We start from the raw sequence: 21223 nt of genomic DNA, 5'->3' as shown, positions 1-21223 counted from the left end.
TGTCCTCGTTATAAACGGGAAAGTGGTTCGAAATGAACAACAAGGGTGGTACCACGGGTTAAAACTCGTCTCTTTTTTAGAGACGAGTTTTTTGTGTTTTAAAAAATAAGGAGGTTATAGTATGAATTATAAAACGCAGTTTGCGAAAAGTTTATCGAATATTTTTACGAATGAATTAACACAAAATCAAATTTTAGATTTAATCGAAACACCAAAACAAGATGAATTCGGAGATGCAGCGTTCCCATGCTTTTCACTAGCGAAGCAATATAAAAAATCACCAGCTATTATAGCGAAGGAATTGGCGGAGAAATTAAATGATCCGTTCTTTACGAAAGTAGAGGCTGTTGGTCCTTATGTAAATGTATTTTTTAATCGTGAAACAGTAAGTGATGAAGTATTAAAAATAATTTTAGCGGAGAAAGAAGAGTACGGTCAAAATCACTTTGGATGTGAAAAAACGGTAGTTATCGATTATTCCTCTCCTAATATCGCGAAACCTTTTTCAATGGGGCATTTACGTTCTACAATGATTGGTAATTCGCTGAAACATATCGCCGAAAAATGTGGGTATGAAGTTGTCGGAATCAATTATATTGGCGATTGGGGCACGCAGTTTGGAAAGTTAATTACCGCATATAAAAAATGGGGAAATGAAGAGTTAGTTAAAGAGGATCCGATACGTGAGTTATTTAAGTTATATGTTCAGTTTCATGAAGAAGCAAAAGAGAACAAAGAACTAGAAGAAGAAGGACGATCATGGTTTAAAAAACTAGAAGAAGGAAATGAAGAAGCAGTCGAACTTTGGAATTGGTTCCGTTATGAGTCTTTAAAAGAATTTTCTCGTATTTATGAACTTCTCGGTGTGGAATTTATAAACTTTCAAGGAGAAGCTTTCTATAACGATAAAATGGAAGACTTTATTGGGATTTTAGAAGAGCACGATTTACTTGAAGAATCAGAAGGCGCATTAGTCGTTAATTTAGAAAAAGAAGGTATGCCGCCATGCTTAATTAGAAAATCAGATGGTGCAACTATTTACGCAACACGTGATTTAACGGCGGCTTTATATCGCCAAAACACATATGGATTTGATAAAGCACTTTATGTAGTTGGACCAGAACAAAGTTTACATTTTAATCAATTTTTCACTGTATTAAAAAAGCTAGGCTATACTTGGGTTGATGGAATGGAACATGTACCGTTCGGGTTCATATTAAAAGATGGTAAGAAAATGTCGACACGTAAGGGCAGAATTATTTTATTAGAAGAAGTGTTAGAAGAAGCTGTTGCGCTTGCGGAACAAAATATTGAAGAGAAAAATCCGAATTTAAAACAAAAAGAAGACGTGGCAAAACAAGTCGGTGTTGGAGCGGTTATCTTCCACGATTTAAAAAATGAGCGTATGCATAATATCGAATTCTCATTAGAAAATATGTTGAAATTTGAAGGAGAAACAGGACCATATGTACAGTACACACATGCGCGTGCTTGTTCAATTTTAAGAAAAGAAAGTGTAGAATTTGAAACTTGTACGTTTGCATTAAAAGATGATTATAGCTGGAGTGTCGTAAAATTACTTAATAAATTCCCGCAAGTAATTGAAGCGGCCTTCAACAAAAATGAGCCATCTACTATTTCAAAATACGTATTAGATGTAGCACAAGCGTTCAATAAATATTATGGAAATGTTCGTATATTAGAAGAGAACGAAGAGAAAGAGAGTAGACTCGCATTAGCTTACGCTGTGACGGTTGTATTAAAAGAGGGATTACGTTTACTTGGGGTAGGGGCACCTGAGGAGATGTAAATATGAAAAGAATTATTATGAACTTAGTAATAAACTGACAAACCGGGTCTAGTATGAACCTGGTTTGTTTTTTTATTGGATATATAATTTTTTTGCAAAATCAATTAAAATCTATTTAGAGAGGGTGATTCATATTGATTCGAACTTTTATTTTACAAATTCCTTGTCATAGAAGAGCGGAAAAAAGTTTCCTTAAACTACAAAAATACATACCTTTATGTGCGCGTTGTACAGGCATGCTTATCGGTATTTTAATGTTTCCAATTTATTTTTATATGACACCTTCGTTTCTACTTGCAATAATACTATCATTTTCCGCTCAAATTCCGTTACTTATTGATGGATTCACCCAAAAATGGAAATGGAGAAGCAGCACAAATTTACTAAGAGTAACGACCGGTTTATTAAGCGGTAATGGTATGGGGCTATTTATTGCCTCTAGCATTATATGGATAACATCTAAAAGCATATATTAATGGAAGGAGAACTTTACATGTTTTGAATTTACTCAGTTCTAATTCTTATTTCAGGAGGAAGCGGGATTAGTTTTCTCATTCATGAAAGAAATATAGAAGCAGTAATTGCTTTTGTTATTTGTACAATATTTATTGTGTTACTCTATTTTCACCTAAAAAGAAATGACGAACATAGAAACTGTGATTGCAGTACATTAGCTTGTACTGATTATACTGATTGTAATTGTTAAATTATGTGAGTGGGAAAGTTAGTGTATCGTTTAAGGTATACTAGCTTTTTTTATTAGAAGTGTAGGAATGTGACTATTAAATGGAGAACTTTAGTTTTGTATATAAAAGGAGGTGTTGGACCTGGAAGAGTATGATTGGAATAGTAAGCTAGCATATTTAAGAAATACGAGAGATTTATATTATAACGATGATTATTTAAGTTTTTTAGTCAATTCAGTTTGGAAGATTACTGATCCTATACATATTGTTGATTATGGTTGTGGATATGGTTATTTAGGTTTAATTTTGTTGCCTTTACTTCCAATTGGATCAAAGTATACAGGGATTGATAGGGGAGAAACATTAATAGCTGAAGCGAGAGAGTTGTTTCGTGCACTCCCATATGAAACAGAATTTATTGAGGGGGATGCGACAGAAATTGAATTGAAAAATAAATATGATATAGCAATCTGTCATGCTTTCTTATTACATATGAGTTCCCCAAAAACGATGCTAGAGAAGATGATACATTCAATTAAACAAGGTGGTAAAATAATCTGTTTTGAACCACATTGGATGTCAAATATGTCTTCATACGTATTAGATGGAGAGAATCAATCGGAAATTATCCAGCTAGGTGTTTTGCAGAGATTATTTGAAAGAGATACACAGAGAAACGGTAAAGATGGAAATATCGGTATGAAAATACCTATGTATTTAAGTGAATTGGGTGTTAAAAATATTGAATGTAGAGTAAGTGATAAAGTGAATTTTTTAGATTCTAATTTAAATCAAAATGATAAGCAAGGATTATATAATTCTCTAAAAGAAGAGGGGATTGCAGGCAATCCGGGTGATAAACAGCAATTTATAGAACGTTTAATGAGTCGGGGATTAACATTTGCTGAAGCGCTCGCTCAATATGAAGCAGAACTACGATTTTTTGAAGTGTTTCATATACATGCATCTTTAGTTTATGCTCCGAATATGAAAATTACATTTGGTGAAATAAAATGTTAAATTGTAGTGATGTAATTCGAATTGCTACTTTCAATATATGGAATCACGAGAGTTTTTGGTTTGAGAGATTAGAAGCCATTTGTGAGGAGGTTCGCAATATTTCCCCGCATATTCTTGCTCTACAGGAAGTGGGAAGTTGTGCTAAGTATGAATTGAAGAAAAATGTTGCGCAGTATATAGCGGATCAATCTGGATATCCGGTCTGTGTATTTAAAGAGTATCCAGATTCTCCAGATGAAGGCTTAGCTTTTTTAAGTAAAGTTCCTATTTTAGCTGAAGAAGCTATTTGGGAAACAGATATAGAGGAATCGAATTATTGTGCCATTCGAATTATGTTAAAATATAAAGAGTATAAGCTCGGGATAACGAATGTTCATTTAAATTGGAAATCTAGTAAGGTAAGAAAAGAGCAATTGGATACGGTGAATAATTGGATTAAAAACAGAGGTAGTGGCTACGAATTATTATGTGGTGATTTTAATGATGAACCACATTCAGGGGTGCATCAATACTTAATAAGTAATCAATGGATAGACGTGGCTCAGCTTAAAGAAAATCAAGATAACATTCTTGCTCAGCCAACTTTAGATTATGGAAAGAATACAAATTTAATAGGGGATGAAAAGCAAGAAGAACGATATGATTGGATTTTGATACAAGAGAAGGATTCGTTTGAATCTCTAAATATAGAAAAAGTATCTGTATTTGGAGATTTAGCATTAACTTCATCACACGTATTTCCAAGTGATCATTACGGTGTTTTTATAGATTTAAAATTTGATAAGTGAAATAAAAGATAGGATGATTGTCATTTTTTTAGGTAAATCGATATATCTTATCAAATCGTTGATCTATTGTAAGTTACAATAGATATTCAGGAAATCGTTAATATAATTTCATCCACTGAATGAAGCCTCAAAAAAGAAGATAAAACTCATCTTCGAATAATACATGTTATTTCATCAAATTAAACAAAATAACGAGAAAAAGTATCGTTTTTAAGATATTTAGTTATAAACTTGAATAATATTAAATAATATCGTTCATTATATGAGGTTTTAGTTGAATGCATACTATATGATGTGTAAAATCTAAGCAAGTAGGTTAGAATACTGCTTGCAAATGGCAGTATAAATAATAATTTGAGGTGAATGCATGCTAGATTTTAAGCAATTAGAGATTTGTTTGAAAGAAAAGAGATTCGTAGATGGATTACATGAGATAAATAATGAAATTGCGCATATAAAAGAAACGAATAAGTTATCATACGTGAAGAATTGGCTTTCTAACGTCTCGTCACCCAAGGAGTTTGATACATTAATTCGTCTTGCTGATGAAGGTTTGATGCATCAATATAGCTCCTTTTTAATTCGTTATACTTATAAAAAATTCCCAAATATGAGAACGCTCTCTTTATATTGTGATGAATTAATTGATGAACGTAAAATTCTTGATGCTGAACAATTATTAAAAGATTCTTTGGAAAAGGTAAATGAAGAAGAAACTGATGCGGATGTTTTAACGAAAGCATATTTTACGTTAGTTAGATGTTTGTTAGATATGAAGCGAAATGAAGAGGCCTATGCCTATATGCAAAAGGCGGAAAAGTATAGTACACGTGCAGTTTTTGATAAATGGGGTTACTTATTTATACAGACTGGTGAGTGGGAGAAGGCAGAGGAACAACTTTTATCCGGTCAGCAGCATAAAGATTGTGAAGAGTTAGCTACGTACTTATTGGCGCAATTATATGCATATAAAGGTGAACAGCAGCGAGCGTTACAACTCATTAATGATGCGATTGCAAAGTTTCCTCAAGTACCATATTTCTATTTTGAAAAAGTAAAATATTTATTAGATTTAGAGCGCTATGAAGAAATGTTAGCGGTAATAGATAAAATTAATCATATGCTTCCGCATCATGCATATACAACTTATTTTATACATTTACGTGCAGAAGCATTTTATAAAATGAATAATATTCACGATTTGCAAGCACTATTGAAAAGTGAAAAGAGTTTGAAAAATTCTCTATATCATCATATAGAAAAAAATCCTGATGGAAAAAAGGTTCGTTTACCGATAGTTCCGGTTGTACAAAAGGATAACTATTGCGTTCCGACAAGTTTGGAAATGATGTTAGGGGTATGGGGAGAAAAACGTACGCAAGATGAAATTGCACAACATATTTTTGATGTAACAGGTTCTAAGTTTTCAGATACAGTTACATATATAGAAGAGCAAGGTTACGAATATCGTTATTTTCAAGGGAATGAGGAAAATTATAAGAGATTACTCAATCAAGGTATTCCCGTTTTATTAAGTATAGATATTGAGCACGCTTCCCATGTACAAGTGCTTTCTGGTTATGACGATGTACTGCAAGCTTTTTATATTCAAGATCCGAATTTCTTGGAACCGATTCTTGTGGAATATGATAAGTTGCAAGAAAAATATCGTTATACAGATTGTTTAGCTATTACGTTTATACCGAAAGATAGAATAGAACAACTTTCATTTCTAAATGTGGAAGAACACACTTATTATAAAACAATCTTTTCTCTTACAGATCATTTAGGTGAGCAAGATAAAGAGGGGATTGAAAAGTTAGTACTATTTTTAAAAGAAACAAGTGAAAATCCAAACACTTGGTTATATACGATTAAACATTTAGATGCTGAAGTAGATAAAGATTTTATTCAGTTTTGTATAGAAAAATTAATGAAAAAGTTTCCGAGCTCTGACTTTGTGAAATTGCATAGTGCACAGTGTTTTATTCGTCTGCAGGATATGGAAAAAGCAGGACAGATGCTTCAAAGTGTGGAGAAGAAAAGCAATCAAGCGTTGTATCATTTTATAAATGGACGTTTCTCTTTTGAGCAAGATAATTATGCAGAATCGATTGCTAGTTTTCGTTCATCATTACAATTGGATGCAGATCAACCAGTTGCGTGGAGTTTCTTAGCATTATCATACATGTATATGGATCAATCCGAAAAGGGGCTAGAGTATTCTCTAACAGCTATAGAACGTAGTCCAGAAAGGTTTACACTTGTAAATCACGGTTTAATTTTAATAGATTTAGAACGATATGAAGAAGCATATGGATTCTTTAATGATTTATTAAAAGAATATAAATATGAAGCGCACATATGGTATGAACGTGCAAGATGTGCTCAGTATTTAGGGAAAGTCTATTTGGCGGTAAAAGGACTTAAAGTGGCGATTCAATTAGATAAAACAGCAGCCTATTTATATACGAAGCTTTCGGAAATCTATGAATCGGATTTGGATGATGAGAAAAATACGAAGGAAATTCTATTACAAGGAATTCAAAATTGTGAAGATCAGGCGTCTTTATATGTTCGTTTAGGAGATTTTCATTTTCAAAATGATGAACTTGAAGAAGCGGAAACTATATATAAGCGTTCTTTAGAAGAAAATAATGAAGATGTATATTCTCATTTCGGTTTAATTCAAGTTTATATGGCAAAGGAACAATATAAGGATGCAAAAAACTATATTGTCAGTATTAATAAGCAATTTGAAGACAATCAAGATTTCCTTATGAATGCTGGTATGGTGCTATGGGATGCTGAAATGGCATTAGGCGAGGATGAAAAAGAGTTAAAACTTGCACTTTCTAAATTAGAGAACGGTATACGAAGCGTATACGCTAATATAGCGAGCGTGTTGGATGAGTATGTAAATCGAATAAAAGACACAGCTTTTGTGCAACGAGGCATAGCGTTTTTAAGAACGTTAGAAAAAGAGAAAACGGAAGTAATTGAATACGGTTGTTACGCTGGTGTTTTATATGAATCTATTGGACAGTATGATCAGGCGATAAAACGGTATAATGATGCACTTAAGAAAAAACAGGATTCATTGCCGTATTTTCGAATCGGTGAAACATTCATGGCGTTAGGGCAATTTCAAGAAGCGAAGCATGCGTATGAAACATGTTTAGAAATGGATAAGAATTTCACAGGTGTACATGTGCAACTAGCAGAAATATATGAAAAAGAAGAAAATAGTTCTAAAGAACAAAGTCATATGGTCCAGGCAATGAAAGAAGAGCCTTTGCATATTAATATGGAATATTTGGCACAGCTTTCAGTAGATTTGAATCTTCATGAAGAATTGCTAGTTGAACTAGAACAATTAGCAGAAGAGGTACCAGAAATATGGCGTTTAGATGCAATTGCATATGTATATGGTGCGATGAATGAGGTAAATAAAGAAAAAGAATATATCGAATGCGCAATGAAAATAGATGAAGCGCATGTGGAAGTACTATATCATTATGCGAAATTGCTAGTTAAAAAGCAGAGTGTAGAAGCAATCGAAGTTGCGCTGAAAGTAATGCATAAAGATTTGGAAAGTGAACGTATTTTTGGTGTGTACGTAAAAGCAATGGAGCAACATAAAAAATTATCCCAAATACGAGACGTACTTCATACGTTAAAGGTGAAAAAAGCAGAAAGAAGTACAGCGTTTATGTATGCAGCTACTGCGGTTGCCGAAAGATTAGTAGAAAGACAGCAAAATGAGCAACCGAAAAAATCTATATTTACAAGAGCATTTTATCGCATGAAAAATCGTGCGAAGGAAATTTCAATGATTACAGTTGTTATCGATTTATTTGAACTTTCCTTAAATTTAAATCCGAAAAATAGTATGGCAGCGCAGCGTTTCGCAATATTTTATGAGAATGCGGCGATGAATAAAGAAGCTATAGAGGTTTTACAAACATCGTTAGAAAATAAGTGGGATTATGATGTAGCGAAGCAACTTGCAAATCTTTTCATTGAGTGTGAAGAAGAAGATATGTTACGAGATGCTTTTGAATTAACGAAACAAATGGTTCGTGAGCTACCGGATGATTATGATACACTTCTTCTACAAGCGAATGTATTATGTAAGCTAGGCGAAGAAAGAAAAGCCGAAAAAATTTACTTGCAATTAATTGAGAAAACACCATTTGTAAGTAGAGGATTCCTTTCTTTAGCAGAAATATATCAAAGTCAAGAGAGAATTGAGGACTCGATTCAGTTATTAGAAGACGCTTCTGTACATCATCCAAATGAAACAGCAATTCTTCTTGCTTTAGCATCTTCGTATCATAGAGCTGGGCAAACGACAAAGGCAGAAAAAATAACAAGTGAAATATTAGCAATTGATGCTACTGACTTGCTAGCAAGATACGATCATGCTTGTTATTTAACATTATTAAACAGAAATGAAGAGGCAAGAGATGAACTTGAAATTGTGCTTCGTGAAGATGAAACAGGATTTTTCGCTGAACTTGCAGAGGAAGATGAAGATTTAGCAGGATTGCGAGAATTTGAAAAGTAATTGTATAAGAATAGAGAAAAAGGGTATAAATAAAAATATATTTCGAATTAGTTGACAATTAATTGTTTAATGGCATAAAATAACTTTTAATAAAGTATACAAATCTGAAGACGAGAAAGAGTAAAATAGTGAGCTGTTCTCCAGAGAGCCGGTGTATTGCTGAAAGCCGGTGTGCAGACGTTATTTGAAAATCATCTCCGAGGAGCCGTGGCTGAATAAAGTAAGCTCGGACGGATGTCTACCGTTACAAAGAACGCGTATGTTAGTACGTTGCTAAGTGCTATTAGTGAAAAGCTAATAGAATTAGGGTGGTAACGCGGGTAAACCCGTCCCTACTTCATAGGGACGGGTTTTTTGTGTGCTTTTTAAAACATTCAAAGGAGTGATTGTAGATGAAAAAAGTAGATGTAAAAGAGTCAGCTGTAGAGAGAGAAAAACGTATTCGTAAGCAGTGGAATGAACAAAGTATTTTCGAGCAATCAATTCAGAATCGAGAAGGTGCACAATCTTTTGTGTTTTATGAAGGGCCACCGACAGCGAACGGATTACCACACGTCGGCCATGCACTTGGGCGGGCGATTAAAGATTTAGTAGCGAGATATAAAACGATGGCTGGATATAAAGTGTTAAGAAAAGCCGGATGGGATACACATGGATTACCTGTAGAATTAGGTGTTGAAAAGCAACTTGGTATTTCAGGTAAACATGAAATCGAAGAGTACGGCATTGAACCATTTATTCAAAAGTGTAAAGAGAGTGTATTCACATATGAGAAGCAGTGGCGTGAATTTACGGAGATTATTGGATATTGGGTAGATATGGATGATCCGTATGTTACTCTAGAGAATCCATATATCGAAAGTGTATGGAATATTTTAGGGACGATTCATGAAAAAGGCTTGTTATATAAAGGGCATAGAGTTTCACCGTACTGCCCAAGCTGTCAAACATCTCTTAGTTCACATGAAGTTGCACAAGGATATAAAACAGTGAAAGATTTAAGCGCGACAGTTAAGTTTAAAGTGAAAAATAGTGAAAATGAATATTTCCTTGGATGGACGACAACGCCGTGGACACTTCCAGCGAATGTTGCACTTGCTGTACATCCAAATATGGAATACGTTAAAGCGAAACAAGAAGGGTATGTATACATTGTTGCGAAAGAGCGTGTACAAGAAGTACTAAAAGAAAACTATGAAGTATTATCCGTTCATAAAGGCGAAGAATTAGTAAACACATCTTATACAGCACCGTTTCCGATGAAGGAAGTTACAAATGGGTACCACGTAATTGCAGCAGATTTTGTAACTGCAGATAGTGGTACAGGACTCGTTCATATCGCTCCAGCATATGGGGAGGACGATTATAGAGTCGTTCAAAGTGAAGGATTGTCGTTCTTACATGTTGTAGATGAGAAAGGTGAGTATACGGATGCAGTACCATTTCTTAAAGGTAAGTTTGTAAAAGAATGTGACGTTGATATCGTTCGTTATTTAGCTAAAGAAGGTTTGCTATATCATAAAGAAAAATATGAACATAGCTATCCGCATTGCTGGCGCTGTGATTCACCATTACTTTATTATGCAGGAGAAAGCTGGTTAATCCGAACAACTGAGATTAAAGAAATATTTTTACGAAATAATGATTCTGTTAAGTGGTATCCAGACCATATGAAGCATGGACGGTTTGGTAAGTTTTTAGAAAACATGGTGGACTGGAATATTAGCCGGAATAGATATTGGGGAACACCGTTAAACGTATGGGAATGTGAAAGCTGCGATCATCAATTCGCACCGAAAAGCATTGCCGAATTAAGAAAGCATAGTACGAAAGAAACACCTGAAGATTTAGAATTGCATAAGCCGTATGTAGATGAAGTGCAAGTTTGCTGCGAAAAATGCGGAAGTACAATGAATCGTACACCAGAAGTAATCGATGTTTGGTTTGATAGTGGTTCCATGCCGTTTGCACAATATCATTATCCATTTGAAAATAAAGAGTTATTTGAAGAACAGTTTCCAGCAGATGTTATTGCAGAAGGCATTGATCAAACACGCGGCTGGTTTTATAGTTTATTAGCAGTATCAGCACTATATACAGGAAAAGTACCTTATAAACGAGTGTTATCACTAGGGCATGTTCTAGACGAGGAAGGACAGAAAATGTCTAAAAGTAAAGGGAATGCACTAGATCCAGTTGATTTAGTAAATCAGTTTGGTGCAGATGCTTTAAGATGGGCTCTACTTGTTGACAGTGCTCCGTGGAATGCGAAGCGTTTTTCTGAAAGAACAGTACTGGAAGCAAAATCTAAATTTGTAGATACGTTAGTCAATGTATATAGCTTCTACGTTTTATATGCAAATTTAGATGAGTATAATCCGAATGAAACCTATGATGTAAAGCGAACGAAATTGGATGAATGGGTATTATCAAGATTGCATAGCACAACGAAAAAAGTGAGAACAGCACTTGATGATTATCAATTTACGAATGCAGCTCGTGAAATCGCGGCGCTTGTAGATGAAGTGAGTAACTGGTACGTAAGACGATCACGTAATCGTTTCTGGGAGTCTGGTATGAATGCTGAAAAAGCAGCTGCGTATGAGACACTTCATGAAGTACTTGTGACAATTAGTAAATTAATTGCACCATTTACACCGTTTGTAGCTGAGGATATTCATCTGAATTTAGAAGGAAGAAGCGTTCATTTAGCAGATTATCCGGTTGTAAACGAATCACTTATCCAGCCTGAGTTAGAAGCAGAAATGGATGCTGTTTTACAAGTTGTTGAACTTGGAAGAAGTAATCGTAATCAACATTCATTAAAAGTAAAACAGCCGTTAGCAGAACTTGTATTACTAGCGCATAATGAAAATGATATGGATTGGGAATCTTATCGTGATATCATCATGGATGAGCTAAATGTAAAAGCGTTCCATGTTGAACTCGATGAAACGAAATACACGTCCTATCAATTAAAGCTGAATTTTAAAACGGCTGGGCCGAAGTTTGGTAAAAGTGTGAATGCAGTAAATGGTTGGCTAAAACAATTATCAAAAGAAGAAGTACAACACTTTGTATCTACAGAAAGAGCAGTTTACGAAGTAGCACCAGGAGAAGAAGTAGTTGTAACAGCTGAAGATGTATTAGTAGAAAAAGTTGCGAAATCAGGATTTTCAAATACGACTAACGGTCAATATACGGTAATGTTAGATACGAATGTAACGGAAGAATTGTTACAAGAAGGAGTAGCACGTGAATTTATTCGTGCAGTTCAAGAATATCGTAAGCAGTTGAATTTACCAGTTAATTTACGAGTGGATGTAATTCTTGATACAGAAGAAGAACTACAGCAAACGTTAACGAATCATAAAGATTTATTAGAAGAAAACTTACTCGTCAAGCAATTTACATTTGGTCACTTAACGAATGAGGACGATGAACTTTCTTTAGGTGAGACAAAGATCCGAATTAAATTAAACGCGGCTAATTAAAGAAAAAAGGAAGTTGGAATCATTCCAACTTCCTTTTTTGTATGAAGATAAATTAATCAGTTATTTTCCGCATAATCCATTCGATAGGTCCTCTAGAAAAGTTCCTTCGCCATAATACGCTAAATAAAATACTGAAAATGAAAAATGCAGTAGCAAATAATAAAACGAAAAGTAGTGTTTGATGTTTCATACGATTTAATACAATCAATGCGCCAATACCGATAAATACATGACTTACATAATGCGTTAATGTTAATTGTCCTGTTTGTATAATGGAAGTAACAAACCAATTATTTTCATATTTTTCAGCAATGTAGAGGCAAATTATTAATATAGCAATAGCAGATCCTGTAGCGGATGCGACGTATAATATATTGGGTAAAATGGGTCCTGTGTTAAACAAAAATGTAGAGGCTGCTTCACCAATGTATGGGATAAAAAGGTGTGTTAACCCTTTTGATAATAGCTCTACAATTACGGTTACTGTTAAACCCAGTAAGAACAACCAATGTCTAATTTTCCTATTATGAAGATCTAACCTGCCAATTATCATACCGATTAAGAAGAAAGAAAACCATGGGAAAATAGGGTGATAGCCATTAAAAAATAAGTTGCGAAGAAAACCTGTTAAGGTCCAAAAGTCTATATAGTTTATAAATGGGATTGTGCCTCCCCATCCTTCGAAGGCGTTGAAAGTAAGTTGGACATATTGTGCAGCAAGTAAAATAATGATAGAAAGCCATATTAGTATAGTTCTTCGTACAGTAATTAGTAATGCAGCGATGAAAAGGTAAACGCCGTAGTAGTGTAAAATATCACCCGTCCATTCCATTACATACAATAATAATCCTAAAATAAATAAGAATAGTGATCGTTTCCAAATCAATATTCGGCTGGTATTGATTTTTATTTTCTCTTGGCTAGCAACAGATGATTTAGTCATTAAAGTTATGCCAATCCCAGCAAGTATAACAAACAAGGCAGAAGCTCTACCTTCAAAAAGTGTCATAAAGATTTTTAACAGAGGAGGTCCATTTCCTTCCGCCCCTGTTATCACCATGAAATTAACTAGTAACATTCCAAACATTGCCCACGCTCTAGCAAAATCTAAGCCGATAATGCGCTTTTTTGTATTCACTTCAATCCCTGCTTTCAAAAATGCTATTTACAGCTTCAATCCATATTTGTTTATAATCCATATCTAAATGTAACATCATAAAATTCCCAATATTATCAAGAACTAATGCTAACATATGAGCTTTTGAAACTAGATTTTTATTTTGAATGAGTTGAAGTTCATTTGCTTTTGTTAGGAGTGATTCAAATCCGTTTAAATATTCTGTTTGTACAGTTAGTAATCGATCTTTGTACATATCGTTTCTTGAAGATAGTAATACATATTCTTGTAATACACGATTAAAATAAGGATCTTTCTGTTGTTCGTCTATCATTTTAAAGCCAATTTCAACACATTTCTCAATGAAATTCTCTTTCGTAAATTCTTCTGTATGAAAGAATGAGGAGAACTGCATCGCTGCACATAATTCATTAAAAATACTTTCAATTAATGCATCTTTAGATTTAAAGTAATAATAAATAGATGGCTTGGCAATACCAACTTCTTCAGCAATCATTGTATAGGTCGTTTTGGCAATGCCGTGTCCGGCAAATAGTCGATAACTTGCTTCGACTATGGAAGAGAGTGTTTCTTCACTTTTGCTCATGATAAGTCCTCCTAATAAAAAAGGTTACATAAATCGTATCATTCATTAATATTATTTTCAACCTACCGTTAGGTAAAAAATAACTTATTTTTTTACACATTACTTTAAAAAGCATAAGGTAAAGAAATTTACAAAAGAAATATATTTCTACAGTATTTTTCTCGTTTCACACATAAATATTGAGAAAATTTCACTTACCCAAAATGTAAAGGTAATAGAATTGTTTGTATAGAATTACTCGTAGATTCACTTTATTTCGTTACTTGTGGACAGGAATAGCCTTATAGGAATGGGGTAAAGTTTTCAATTTATTAGGGGGAGTGGTTCTATGTTAAACAAAAAAATGGTGGCAATGGCAATGACTGTGCCATTAGTAATGGGGACAATTTCTACTGTTTCAGCACTGGAAAAACAACAGCAAGTAAAGTTAGAAGCTTATTCACCACAGAAAAAAGCAATTGAATATTTAAAGGGACATGCTACGGAATATGGATTGAAGGCAGACCTTTCAGACTTGCAATATATCTCTACAACAGAAACGTCAGTAGCTTCATATGTTAGATTCCAACAAGTGGTCAATGGTGCGCCTGTATTTTCAAAACAAATTACAGTTACTCTTAACGGAGAGGGAAAAGGATTACTTGCGATTTCAGATTATCAGCCTGTTACAGGTGTGAAGGAAGTTACGAAAAAAATTAGTGAAAAAGATGCAGAACAAAAATCGATGGCGTATGTTGGAGGAGAAAGTGAGCAAAACTTATGGGCTCCTACGGAAAAAGAATTCGGATATATTGTTGAAGAGGGAGTCGCTATTCCTGTATATAAAGTGGTAGTCCATTCTAATAATCCATTCGGTGCATGGGAAACATTCATTGATGCGGAAAATGGAAAGTTAATTAAAAAAGTTGATATAAACCGAAAAGCAGAAGGAACAGGAAAAGTATTTTTACCTAACCCTGTCGTATCTAGTGGAAGTTTAGCAGGGTTAAAAGATAATAATGATGCAGATTCAACAGCATTAACGAATCAATTGAAAACTGTTACGTTAAAAGGTTTAGATGGTACAGGATTTTTAATTGGTGAGTATGTTACGATTTCTTCAAAAGCGAAGACGAAATCTACAAACTTACAATTTAACTATACACGTGCAAATGATAGTTTTGAAGATGTTATGTCATATTATCATATTGATACATTACAGCGTTACATTCAAGGATTAGGTTTTCAAAATATTAATAAACGTTCGATTAAAGTGAATGTAAATGGTACAACTGACGATAATTCATTCTATTCTCCATCAACGAAAGCTTTAACTTTCGGTACTGGCGGAGTAGATGATGCAGAAGATGCTGGCATTATTGCGCATGAATATGGTCATTCTATTCAAGATAATCAAGTGCCAGGATTCGGAAGTTCACCAGAAGGTGGAGCGATGGGAGAAGGATTTGGAGACTTCTTAGGTGCTACTTATGAAGATGCAGTATCGACAACAGGATACGGGAAAGCATGTATTGGAGAATGGGATGCGACTGCTTATTCTAGTTCAGATCCGACGTGCTTACGCCGATTAGATACGAATAAAGTATACCCGAAAGATATAACGAATGAAGTGCATAATGATGGGGAAATTTGGGCTCAAGGTCAATACGAAATGGCGCAATCTTTTGGGCGTGATGTAGCAACAAAAATTATTTTACAATCACATTGGTCATTAACGCCAAATGCGAAATTCCGTGATGGAGCGAAAGCGATTAAGCAAGCAGATGCTCTTTTATACGGCGGGCAACATGCTGCTGAAATCGATCGTATTTGGGCAGCGAGAGGAATTAGTACGAATTAATTAAAAACGTCGTGGCATTTATAAGCCACGACGTTTTTAATTTGCTTAAGAACTGGTACTAGAAAATTTATTGGTAGCGGTAATAATGTACATATACCGATAAGTTCACTTTACTGCTTCTTTAAAAACAAAATGCTCTTTAAATTTTCTAGATTCAACTTTTTGACCGTTTCTCATAGAGCGGAAAGGATGTTCTTGCCACGTAATGATCACGTCAACCTTATCCGATTTTGTAGAAACTGGAAAATTAGCGTGTTCAAATCCAGTTTTTCCGCCCGCTAGACGACTTTCTTTTAGGGAAAAGAGTTCATATTTTGTTTTCGTATTTGGTTCATTCCGAAAAACTTCAACTTGTACATTATACACTTCACTTTTTCCAAGATTTTTTACAGAGAAATGATATGTTTGAAATACACCTTTTTTGGGTTGTAACAATTTTTCACTCGTTCTTTTTACTTCATCAATATTTACTTGCCATTGATCAGAATTTTGAGAGATTGGTAAAGATTTTGGTGAATAGGCATATGCTTCATTAACTACAACTAAGCATAATAGTAGGAGAAAGAAACTAATTGTTTTTTTCATATGTACACCTCCGATAAAACTTTAATAATAATATGCGTGGGAAACTCGTTTTTTATGTAATAAAATGGAAAAAAATTCGATTGAAAGAATTTGATAAGGATAAAATATTTCTAAGCTGTCAAATGATAATTGTATAGAGTTCAATGTTCATGTTACATATCTTTAGAAGGGGCCTGTTTAGTGAGAAATCGTAATATTTTTCTAAAAGGGCTTGCGTTTTATAAAATAAAAAGATAGAATACTCTGTAAATAAAAAAAGTGATGATTAGGAAAAGTACATGATGCAAGGGTCTACAGAGAGCAATCGATTGCTGGGAAGATTGCGATACCGCATGATGGAAAGACACCTGTGAGTGTTGCTTTGAACGTGATAATTAGTAAAAGCAAACGGTACCTACCGTTATCAGGGCTAAGATGGTCATTATGACAATTTGGGTGGTACCGCGGAAAAATCCGTCCCTATTTATAGGGGCGGATTTTTGTATTCTTTGAAAGGAGGTGAGTGACCGTGGATGATGACGATGACAACAATAATGTAAATAAAAATAAAACTATTGGAGGGAAATGTAATGGATCAAATAATGAAGCGTTCACTCACACGAGAATGTACGGAACATGGCGGGAAGGTTGTATTACTACAAGGATGGGTAAAAAAGATTCGTCATCTAGGGAATGTTAGTTTTTTATTATTAAGGGACCGAACGGGAGTTATTCAATGTGTATTAGAAAACGAGTTAGCCGGATACAAAGTTGATGTTGAAAGTGTGGTCCAAATAATTGGAGAAATAGTAGAGACACCGAAAACAGAATTAGGTGTTGAAGTACTTGCGCGTGAAGTGAAAGTATTAAATGGTGCAGAGCCACTTCCATTTGAGATAAATAAAAAGAAGCTACAAGTTGGCTTAGATCAACTGTTGAATGAGCGGGTATTATCATTAAGGCATGAGCGAATCGCGGCGGTTTTTAAAGTGAAATCTACACTCGTTCAAAGTTTTAGTGAATTCCTAATAGAGAACGATTTCACACGTATATTTACTCCGAAAATTGTCTCGCAAGGGGCAGAAGGAGGAGCGAATGTTTTTAAGCTTCCATATTTCCAAAAAGAAGCGTATTTAGCTCAATCACCACAGTTTTATAAACAAATGATGGTAGCGGGAGGACTCGAACGTGTTTTTGAAATTGCTCCTGTGTACCGGGCTGAACATCATAACTCGTCACGACATTTAAATGAATATATATCGTTAGACGTAGAACTTGGATTTATTCATGATTTTCATGAAGTGATGCAATTAGAAACGGATGTTTTACGATATATGTTTCAACAAGTAGCAAAAAACTGTGAAAAAGAATTACAACTACTACAAATAGAAGTACCTGTCATTACAGAAATTCCCAAAATCACATTGGCCGAAGCGCAAGAAATTTTGAAAATGAAGTATCGGAAAGAATCTCCTGAAGGGGATTTAGATACAGAAGGTGAAAAGTTACTAGGTAAATATGTGAAAGAAACATATAATAGTGAATTTGTATTCATTACACATTATCCGAAAGAAGCGCGACCGATGTATACGATACCGAATAAAGAAAATCCAACTATTACTGATTCATTCGATTTATTATATAAAGGATTAGAAATTACATCAGGTGCACAGCGAATTCATAACTATGACATGTTACTTGCTTCTTTTAAAGAAAAAGGATTACATCCAGAGAAATTTCAATCTTATTTAAATACATTCCGATACGGTTGTCCACCACATGGTGGTTTTGGGATAGGATTAGAAAGGGTTGTATATAAACTTTTAGAGTTAACAAATGTCCGAGAGGCGAGTGCTTTTCCGAGAGATTGTACACGTCTTATACCATAAAAAAGCATCTTCGCGATTATCGCGAAGATGCTTTTTTACTGTTCTTTCATTTTTACATTGAAAGTTTATAAAAATCCTTTTCGACAAAAAAAAATATATCCCTTGACAGTTATAAATATAACCGATATACTTCATATTAATTTCAAAAGAAAATATATTCTAAATATTAAAATGTGTTGAATAGGAGTAGTAAGGTCATGTATTTGTGCAGAGAGCTATGGGTTGGTGCGACATAGTCAAATGACATCCTGAACTCGCCTAGGAGCAGTAAGGTGGAACGGAATCACATTCTTAGTAAATCTTAACGGTTAACCTTCGATATTAGGTTTGTAATCAAACGATTACTACTAAGGTGGATTCATAATGGAATCAATAAGGGTGGTACCGCGTTAAGTAAATGGCTTAGCGTCTCTTTATATAGAGACGTTGGGCCATTTTTTTATTTTATAGAAAAAGAAATGGAGGTTTTATTCAGATTGATCAATAATATTTATTTATTAATATAAAATGATTTTAACAGGAGGAAAATAGGATGAAACAGACGGAGCAATGGACTTCGAAATTAGGTTTTATAATGGCAGCAGCAGGATCAGCAATTGGACTTGGCGCAATATGGAAGTTTCCTTATATCGCTGGAAAGAGCGGGGGAGGGGCATTCTTTTTAATCTTTATATTATTTACTGTATTAATTGGACTACCGCTACTTATAGCTGAATTTATGATTGGACGCAGTACACAGAAACAAGCAGTTGGAGCATTTAAAAGTATCGCACCAAATACAGGATGGCACTGGATTGGCCGTCTTGGCGTTGGAACTTGTTTTATATTGCTATCATTTTATAGTGTTGTAGGTGGCTGGGTTTTAATATATTTTTTCAGGGGAGTAACAGGACAGCTTATTACTCCGGGACAAAATTATAGTGCATTATTCACAGAGACAATTGGAAATCCGACTTGGGCCATTATCGGTCATTTTGCATTTATGTTCATTACGATATGGGTTGTATCAAAAGGTGTACAAAATGGAATTGAAAAAGCAAGTAAATATATGCTACCAGCATTGTTCGTTTTATTTGTCGCTCTTATTATTCGTTCATTAACACTGGATAATGCGATGCAAGGCGTGAAGTTTTTCTTACAACCAGATTTCTCGAAGATTACTTCAGAAAGTATTTTATTCGCAATGGGCCAATCATTCTTTGCGATTAGTATAGGGATTTCGATTATGGTTACGTATAGCTCGTATTTAAATAAAAAAGAAAGTTTACCAAAATCAGCAATAACAATTGTTGGATTGAATTTATTCGTCTCTTTATTTGCAGGTCTTGCCATTTTTCCAGCAGTATTTTCGTTAGGCATGGAGCCGACAGAAGGGCCAGGCTTACTATTTATTGTATTGCCATCTGTATTTAGCCAAATTCCATTCGGAGGATTGTTCTTAACTGTATTTCTTGCGCTATTTACATTTGCCACATTAACCTCGGCATTTTCTCTACTAGAGACGGTTGTTTCAGCATTAGCAAATGGTGAACAAGAAAGAAGAGCTAAACTTTCATGGATCATCGGTTTCTGCATTTTCCTAGTAGGTATACCATCGGCCTTATCATTTGGAGTATGGAGTGATATTACGATTTTTGGGAAGAATATTTTTGATGCAGTAGACTTCTTATCTAGTAATATATTAATGCCGCTTGGAGCGCTATTCATTAGTATTTTCGTATCATTCAAGATGGAAAAGAAAGTGCTAGAAGCTGAATTTTTTGTAGGTGGAAATTATGGAAAGATAGTATTTACTATCTGGGCATTTTTACTTCGATTTGTAGCACCACTTGCGATAGTTATCGTATTTTTAAATGTAATAGGGATTATTTAAGTTTAAATGTTATAATATTCAGTAAAAAAAGAAGGTGATGATAATAAAAACAAATTTGATTGAAGTTGGGAAATATATGAACATTAGAGGGAAAAAGCTATACGTTGAAACACATGGAAGTCCTAAAAATAAACCAGTATTATTTTTACACGGTGGCCCAGGTGAAAGCTGTTATGATTTTTCATTTCATCAAGCGGAACGATTAAAAGATTCCTTATATGTAATTATGATAGATCAAAGAGGAGTTTGTCGATCAGAAGGAATTACTGAGGAAGAATCTTTTGGATTAAATGATTTAGTTGAAGACTGTGAGGAAATAAGAAAACTACTACAAATTGAGAAATGGTCTGTAATCGGGCACTCTTTCGGTGGATATGTAGCATTGTTATATGCAAGGGCGTATCCAAATTCAATAGAGAAAATAATATTTGAAGGTCCGACTTTCGATTTTGCATTAACAAGTAGGGCTCTATTACAAAGGACAGGAACATTATTAACAAAGTATGGAAAAGAAGAAGTAGCAGAAGAGTGCCTCGCTTATTCATCTAGCAATACTAGTTCAGAGGAGTTGCTAGAAACCTACATAAGATTAAGCGATGAATTAGAAGAAAAAAGAATGGAGATTTATGAAAATAAGGAGTTTAAAACTGACTATAGTTTATATAGTGATGAAGAGTGGGAAGAATTTTCAAAGCGTTCCGAAATCCATTTTGATAGATTAAAAGCAGAAAGAGCATTTCATACGTCATTATTATCAAAAATAAAAGATGTAGAAAATCCAATGTTATTAATTGTAGGAAAATATGATGTAGTAACGTGTGAAAAACAAATTGAAACATTTAATAAAGATGCTCGAAATGGGAAGCATATCATATTCGAAGAGAGTGGCCATACACCACATTATGAGGAAGCTGATCGATTTGCTGAAACAGTCATTCATTTTTTGAACTAAAAAAGAAAGAGCG

Annotated in this window: 13 protein-coding genes and 4 other annotated features (1 of these 17 running past the window's edge); of the genes, 10 read left to right on the top strand and 3 right to left on the bottom strand. The window is 34.3% G+C overall.

From position 1 onward, the window contains the following. Positions 1 to 76, top strand: a binding site (T-box leader) (it extends 139 nt beyond the left edge of the window). Positions 77 to 121: 45 nt separating this feature from the next. The 6 genes from argS to ileS all read left to right on the top strand — a co-directional run bounded on the left by argS (position 122) and on the right by ileS (position 12368). After that, positions 122 to 1810 (top strand): arginine--tRNA ligase, encoded by a 1689-nt coding sequence (gene argS, locus ABH960_RS04320; RefSeq protein ID WP_404443054.1) that lies wholly within the window; start codon positions 122 to 124, stop codon positions 1808 to 1810. A 134-nt stretch (positions 1811 to 1944) separates the two neighbouring features. Beyond that, positions 1945 to 2286 (top strand): DUF2085 domain-containing protein, encoded by a 342-nt coding sequence (locus ABH960_RS04315; protein ID WP_404443051.1) that lies wholly within the window; start codon positions 1945 to 1947, stop codon positions 2284 to 2286. A 345-nt stretch (positions 2287 to 2631) separates the two neighbouring features. Next, positions 2632 to 3516 carry a class I SAM-dependent methyltransferase gene (locus ABH960_RS04310; RefSeq protein WP_404443048.1) on the top strand — a complete coding sequence of 295 codons (885 nt, stop codon included), beginning with the start codon at positions 2632 to 2634 and terminating at the stop codon, positions 3514 to 3516. Continuing rightward, positions 3510 to 4304 (top strand): endonuclease/exonuclease/phosphatase family protein, encoded by a 795-nt coding sequence (locus tag ABH960_RS04305; protein ID WP_404443046.1) that lies wholly within the window; start codon positions 3510 to 3512, stop codon positions 4302 to 4304. The genes ABH960_RS04310 and ABH960_RS04305 overlap by 7 nt, the downstream gene beginning before the upstream one ends. A gap of 367 nt (positions 4305 to 4671) precedes the next feature. Next, on the top strand, positions 4672 to 8874 hold the full coding sequence (locus tag ABH960_RS04300) for a C39 family peptidase (protein WP_404443043.1): 4203 nt from the start codon (positions 4672 to 4674) through the stop codon (positions 8872 to 8874). 98 nt (positions 8875 to 8972) lie between these two features. Beyond that, positions 8973 to 9211 (top strand) — a binding site (T-box leader). 55 nt (positions 9212 to 9266) lie between these two features. Then, the gene (gene ileS / locus ABH960_RS04295) at positions 9267 to 12368 is read left to right on the top strand and encodes an isoleucine--tRNA ligase (protein WP_404443040.1); all 3102 of its coding nucleotides are present in this window, start codon (positions 9267 to 9269) and stop codon (positions 12366 to 12368) included. Positions 12369 to 12420: 52 nt separating this feature from the next. Here ileS and ABH960_RS04290 read toward each other — a convergent pair whose 3' ends face one another. Both ABH960_RS04290 and ABH960_RS04285 read right to left on the bottom strand, forming a co-directional pair. Beyond that, entirely contained in the window at positions 12421 to 13506 is a 1086-nt protein-coding gene (locus ABH960_RS04290) for a DUF418 domain-containing protein (RefSeq protein WP_404443037.1), read from the bottom strand. Between the two features lies 1 nt (position 13507). Next, positions 13508 to 14092, bottom strand: coding sequence for a TetR/AcrR family transcriptional regulator (locus ABH960_RS04285; protein ID WP_002136053.1), 585 nt, complete (start codon positions 14090 to 14092; stop codon positions 13508 to 13510). Between the two features lie 328 nt (positions 14093 to 14420). On the opposite strand from ABH960_RS04285, the gene ABH960_RS04280 reads away from it, so the two are divergent. Beyond that, positions 14421 to 15932: a M36 family metallopeptidase gene (locus tag ABH960_RS04280; protein WP_113937761.1), complete on the top strand. Its 1512-nt coding sequence runs from the start codon at positions 14421 to 14423 to the stop codon at positions 15930 to 15932. Positions 15933 to 16037: 105 nt separating this feature from the next. Here ABH960_RS04280 and ABH960_RS04275 read toward each other — a convergent pair whose 3' ends face one another. Continuing rightward, positions 16038 to 16517 carry a hypothetical protein gene (locus ABH960_RS04275; protein WP_113937762.1) on the bottom strand — a complete coding sequence of 160 codons (480 nt, stop codon included), beginning with the start codon at positions 16515 to 16517 and terminating at the stop codon, positions 16038 to 16040. 252 nt (positions 16518 to 16769) lie between these two features. Next, positions 16770 to 16981: a binding site (T-box leader), on the top strand. Positions 16982 to 17086: 105 nt separating this feature from the next. On the opposite strand from ABH960_RS04275, the gene aspS reads away from it, so the two are divergent. From aspS to ABH960_RS04260, 3 genes are all read left to right on the top strand, one after another. After that, the gene (gene aspS, locus ABH960_RS04270; protein ID WP_033733933.1) at positions 17087 to 18385 is read left to right on the top strand and encodes an aspartate--tRNA(Asn) ligase; all 1299 of its coding nucleotides are present in this window, start codon (positions 17087 to 17089) and stop codon (positions 18383 to 18385) included. Positions 18386 to 18552: 167 nt separating this feature from the next. Next, positions 18553 to 18801: a binding site (T-box leader), on the top strand. Positions 18802 to 18917: 116 nt separating this feature from the next. Beyond that, the gene (locus ABH960_RS04265) at positions 18918 to 20258 is read left to right on the top strand and encodes a sodium-dependent transporter (protein ID WP_404443033.1); all 1341 of its coding nucleotides are present in this window, start codon (positions 18918 to 18920) and stop codon (positions 20256 to 20258) included. 37 nt (positions 20259 to 20295) lie between these two features. Then, on the top strand, positions 20296 to 21210 hold the full coding sequence (locus ABH960_RS04260; protein ID WP_243514758.1) for an alpha/beta fold hydrolase: 915 nt from the start codon (positions 20296 to 20298) through the stop codon (positions 21208 to 21210). Positions 21211 to 21223 lie beyond the last annotated feature (13 nt).

The sequence above is a fragment of the Bacillus sp. RC252 genome, from assembly GCF_044909215.1.
Taxonomy (GTDB): domain Bacteria; phylum Bacillota; class Bacilli; order Bacillales; family Bacillaceae_G; genus Bacillus_A; species Bacillus_A mycoides.
The sequence above is the reverse complement of the archived record's forward strand: the minus strand, read 5'-3'. Positions and strand labels throughout refer to the sequence as shown.

Bases quoted from the DNA above. Each gene is read 5' to 3' on its own strand.
- argS (WP_404443054.1), top strand. From the start codon at position 122: ATGAATTATAAAACGCAGTTTGCGAAAAGTTTATCGAATATTTTTACG.
- ABH960_RS04305 (WP_404443046.1), top strand. From the start codon at position 3,510: ATGTTAAATTGTAGTGATGTAATTCGAATTGCTACTTTCAATATATGG.
- ABH960_RS04300 (WP_404443043.1), top strand. From the start codon at position 4,672: ATGCTAGATTTTAAGCAATTAGAGATTTGTTTGAAAGAAAAGAGATTC.
- ileS (WP_404443040.1), top strand. From the start codon at position 9,267: ATGAAAAAAGTAGATGTAAAAGAGTCAGCTGTAGAGAGAGAAAAACGT.
- ABH960_RS04285 (WP_002136053.1), bottom strand. From the start codon at position 14,092: ATGAGCAAAAGTGAAGAAACACTCTCTTCCATAGTCGAAGCAAGTTAT.
- ABH960_RS04280 (WP_113937761.1), top strand. From the start codon at position 14,421: ATGTTAAACAAAAAAATGGTGGCAATGGCAATGACTGTGCCATTAGTA.
- ABH960_RS04275 (WP_113937762.1), bottom strand. From the start codon at position 16,517: ATGAAAAAAACAATTAGTTTCTTTCTCCTACTATTATGCTTAGTTGTA.
- aspS (WP_033733933.1), top strand. From the start codon at position 17,087: ATGGATCAAATAATGAAGCGTTCACTCACACGAGAATGTACGGAACAT.
- ABH960_RS04265 (WP_404443033.1), top strand. From the start codon at position 18,918: ATGAAACAGACGGAGCAATGGACTTCGAAATTAGGTTTTATAATGGCA.
- ABH960_RS04260 (WP_243514758.1), top strand. From the start codon at position 20,296: ATGATAATAAAAACAAATTTGATTGAAGTTGGGAAATATATGAACATT.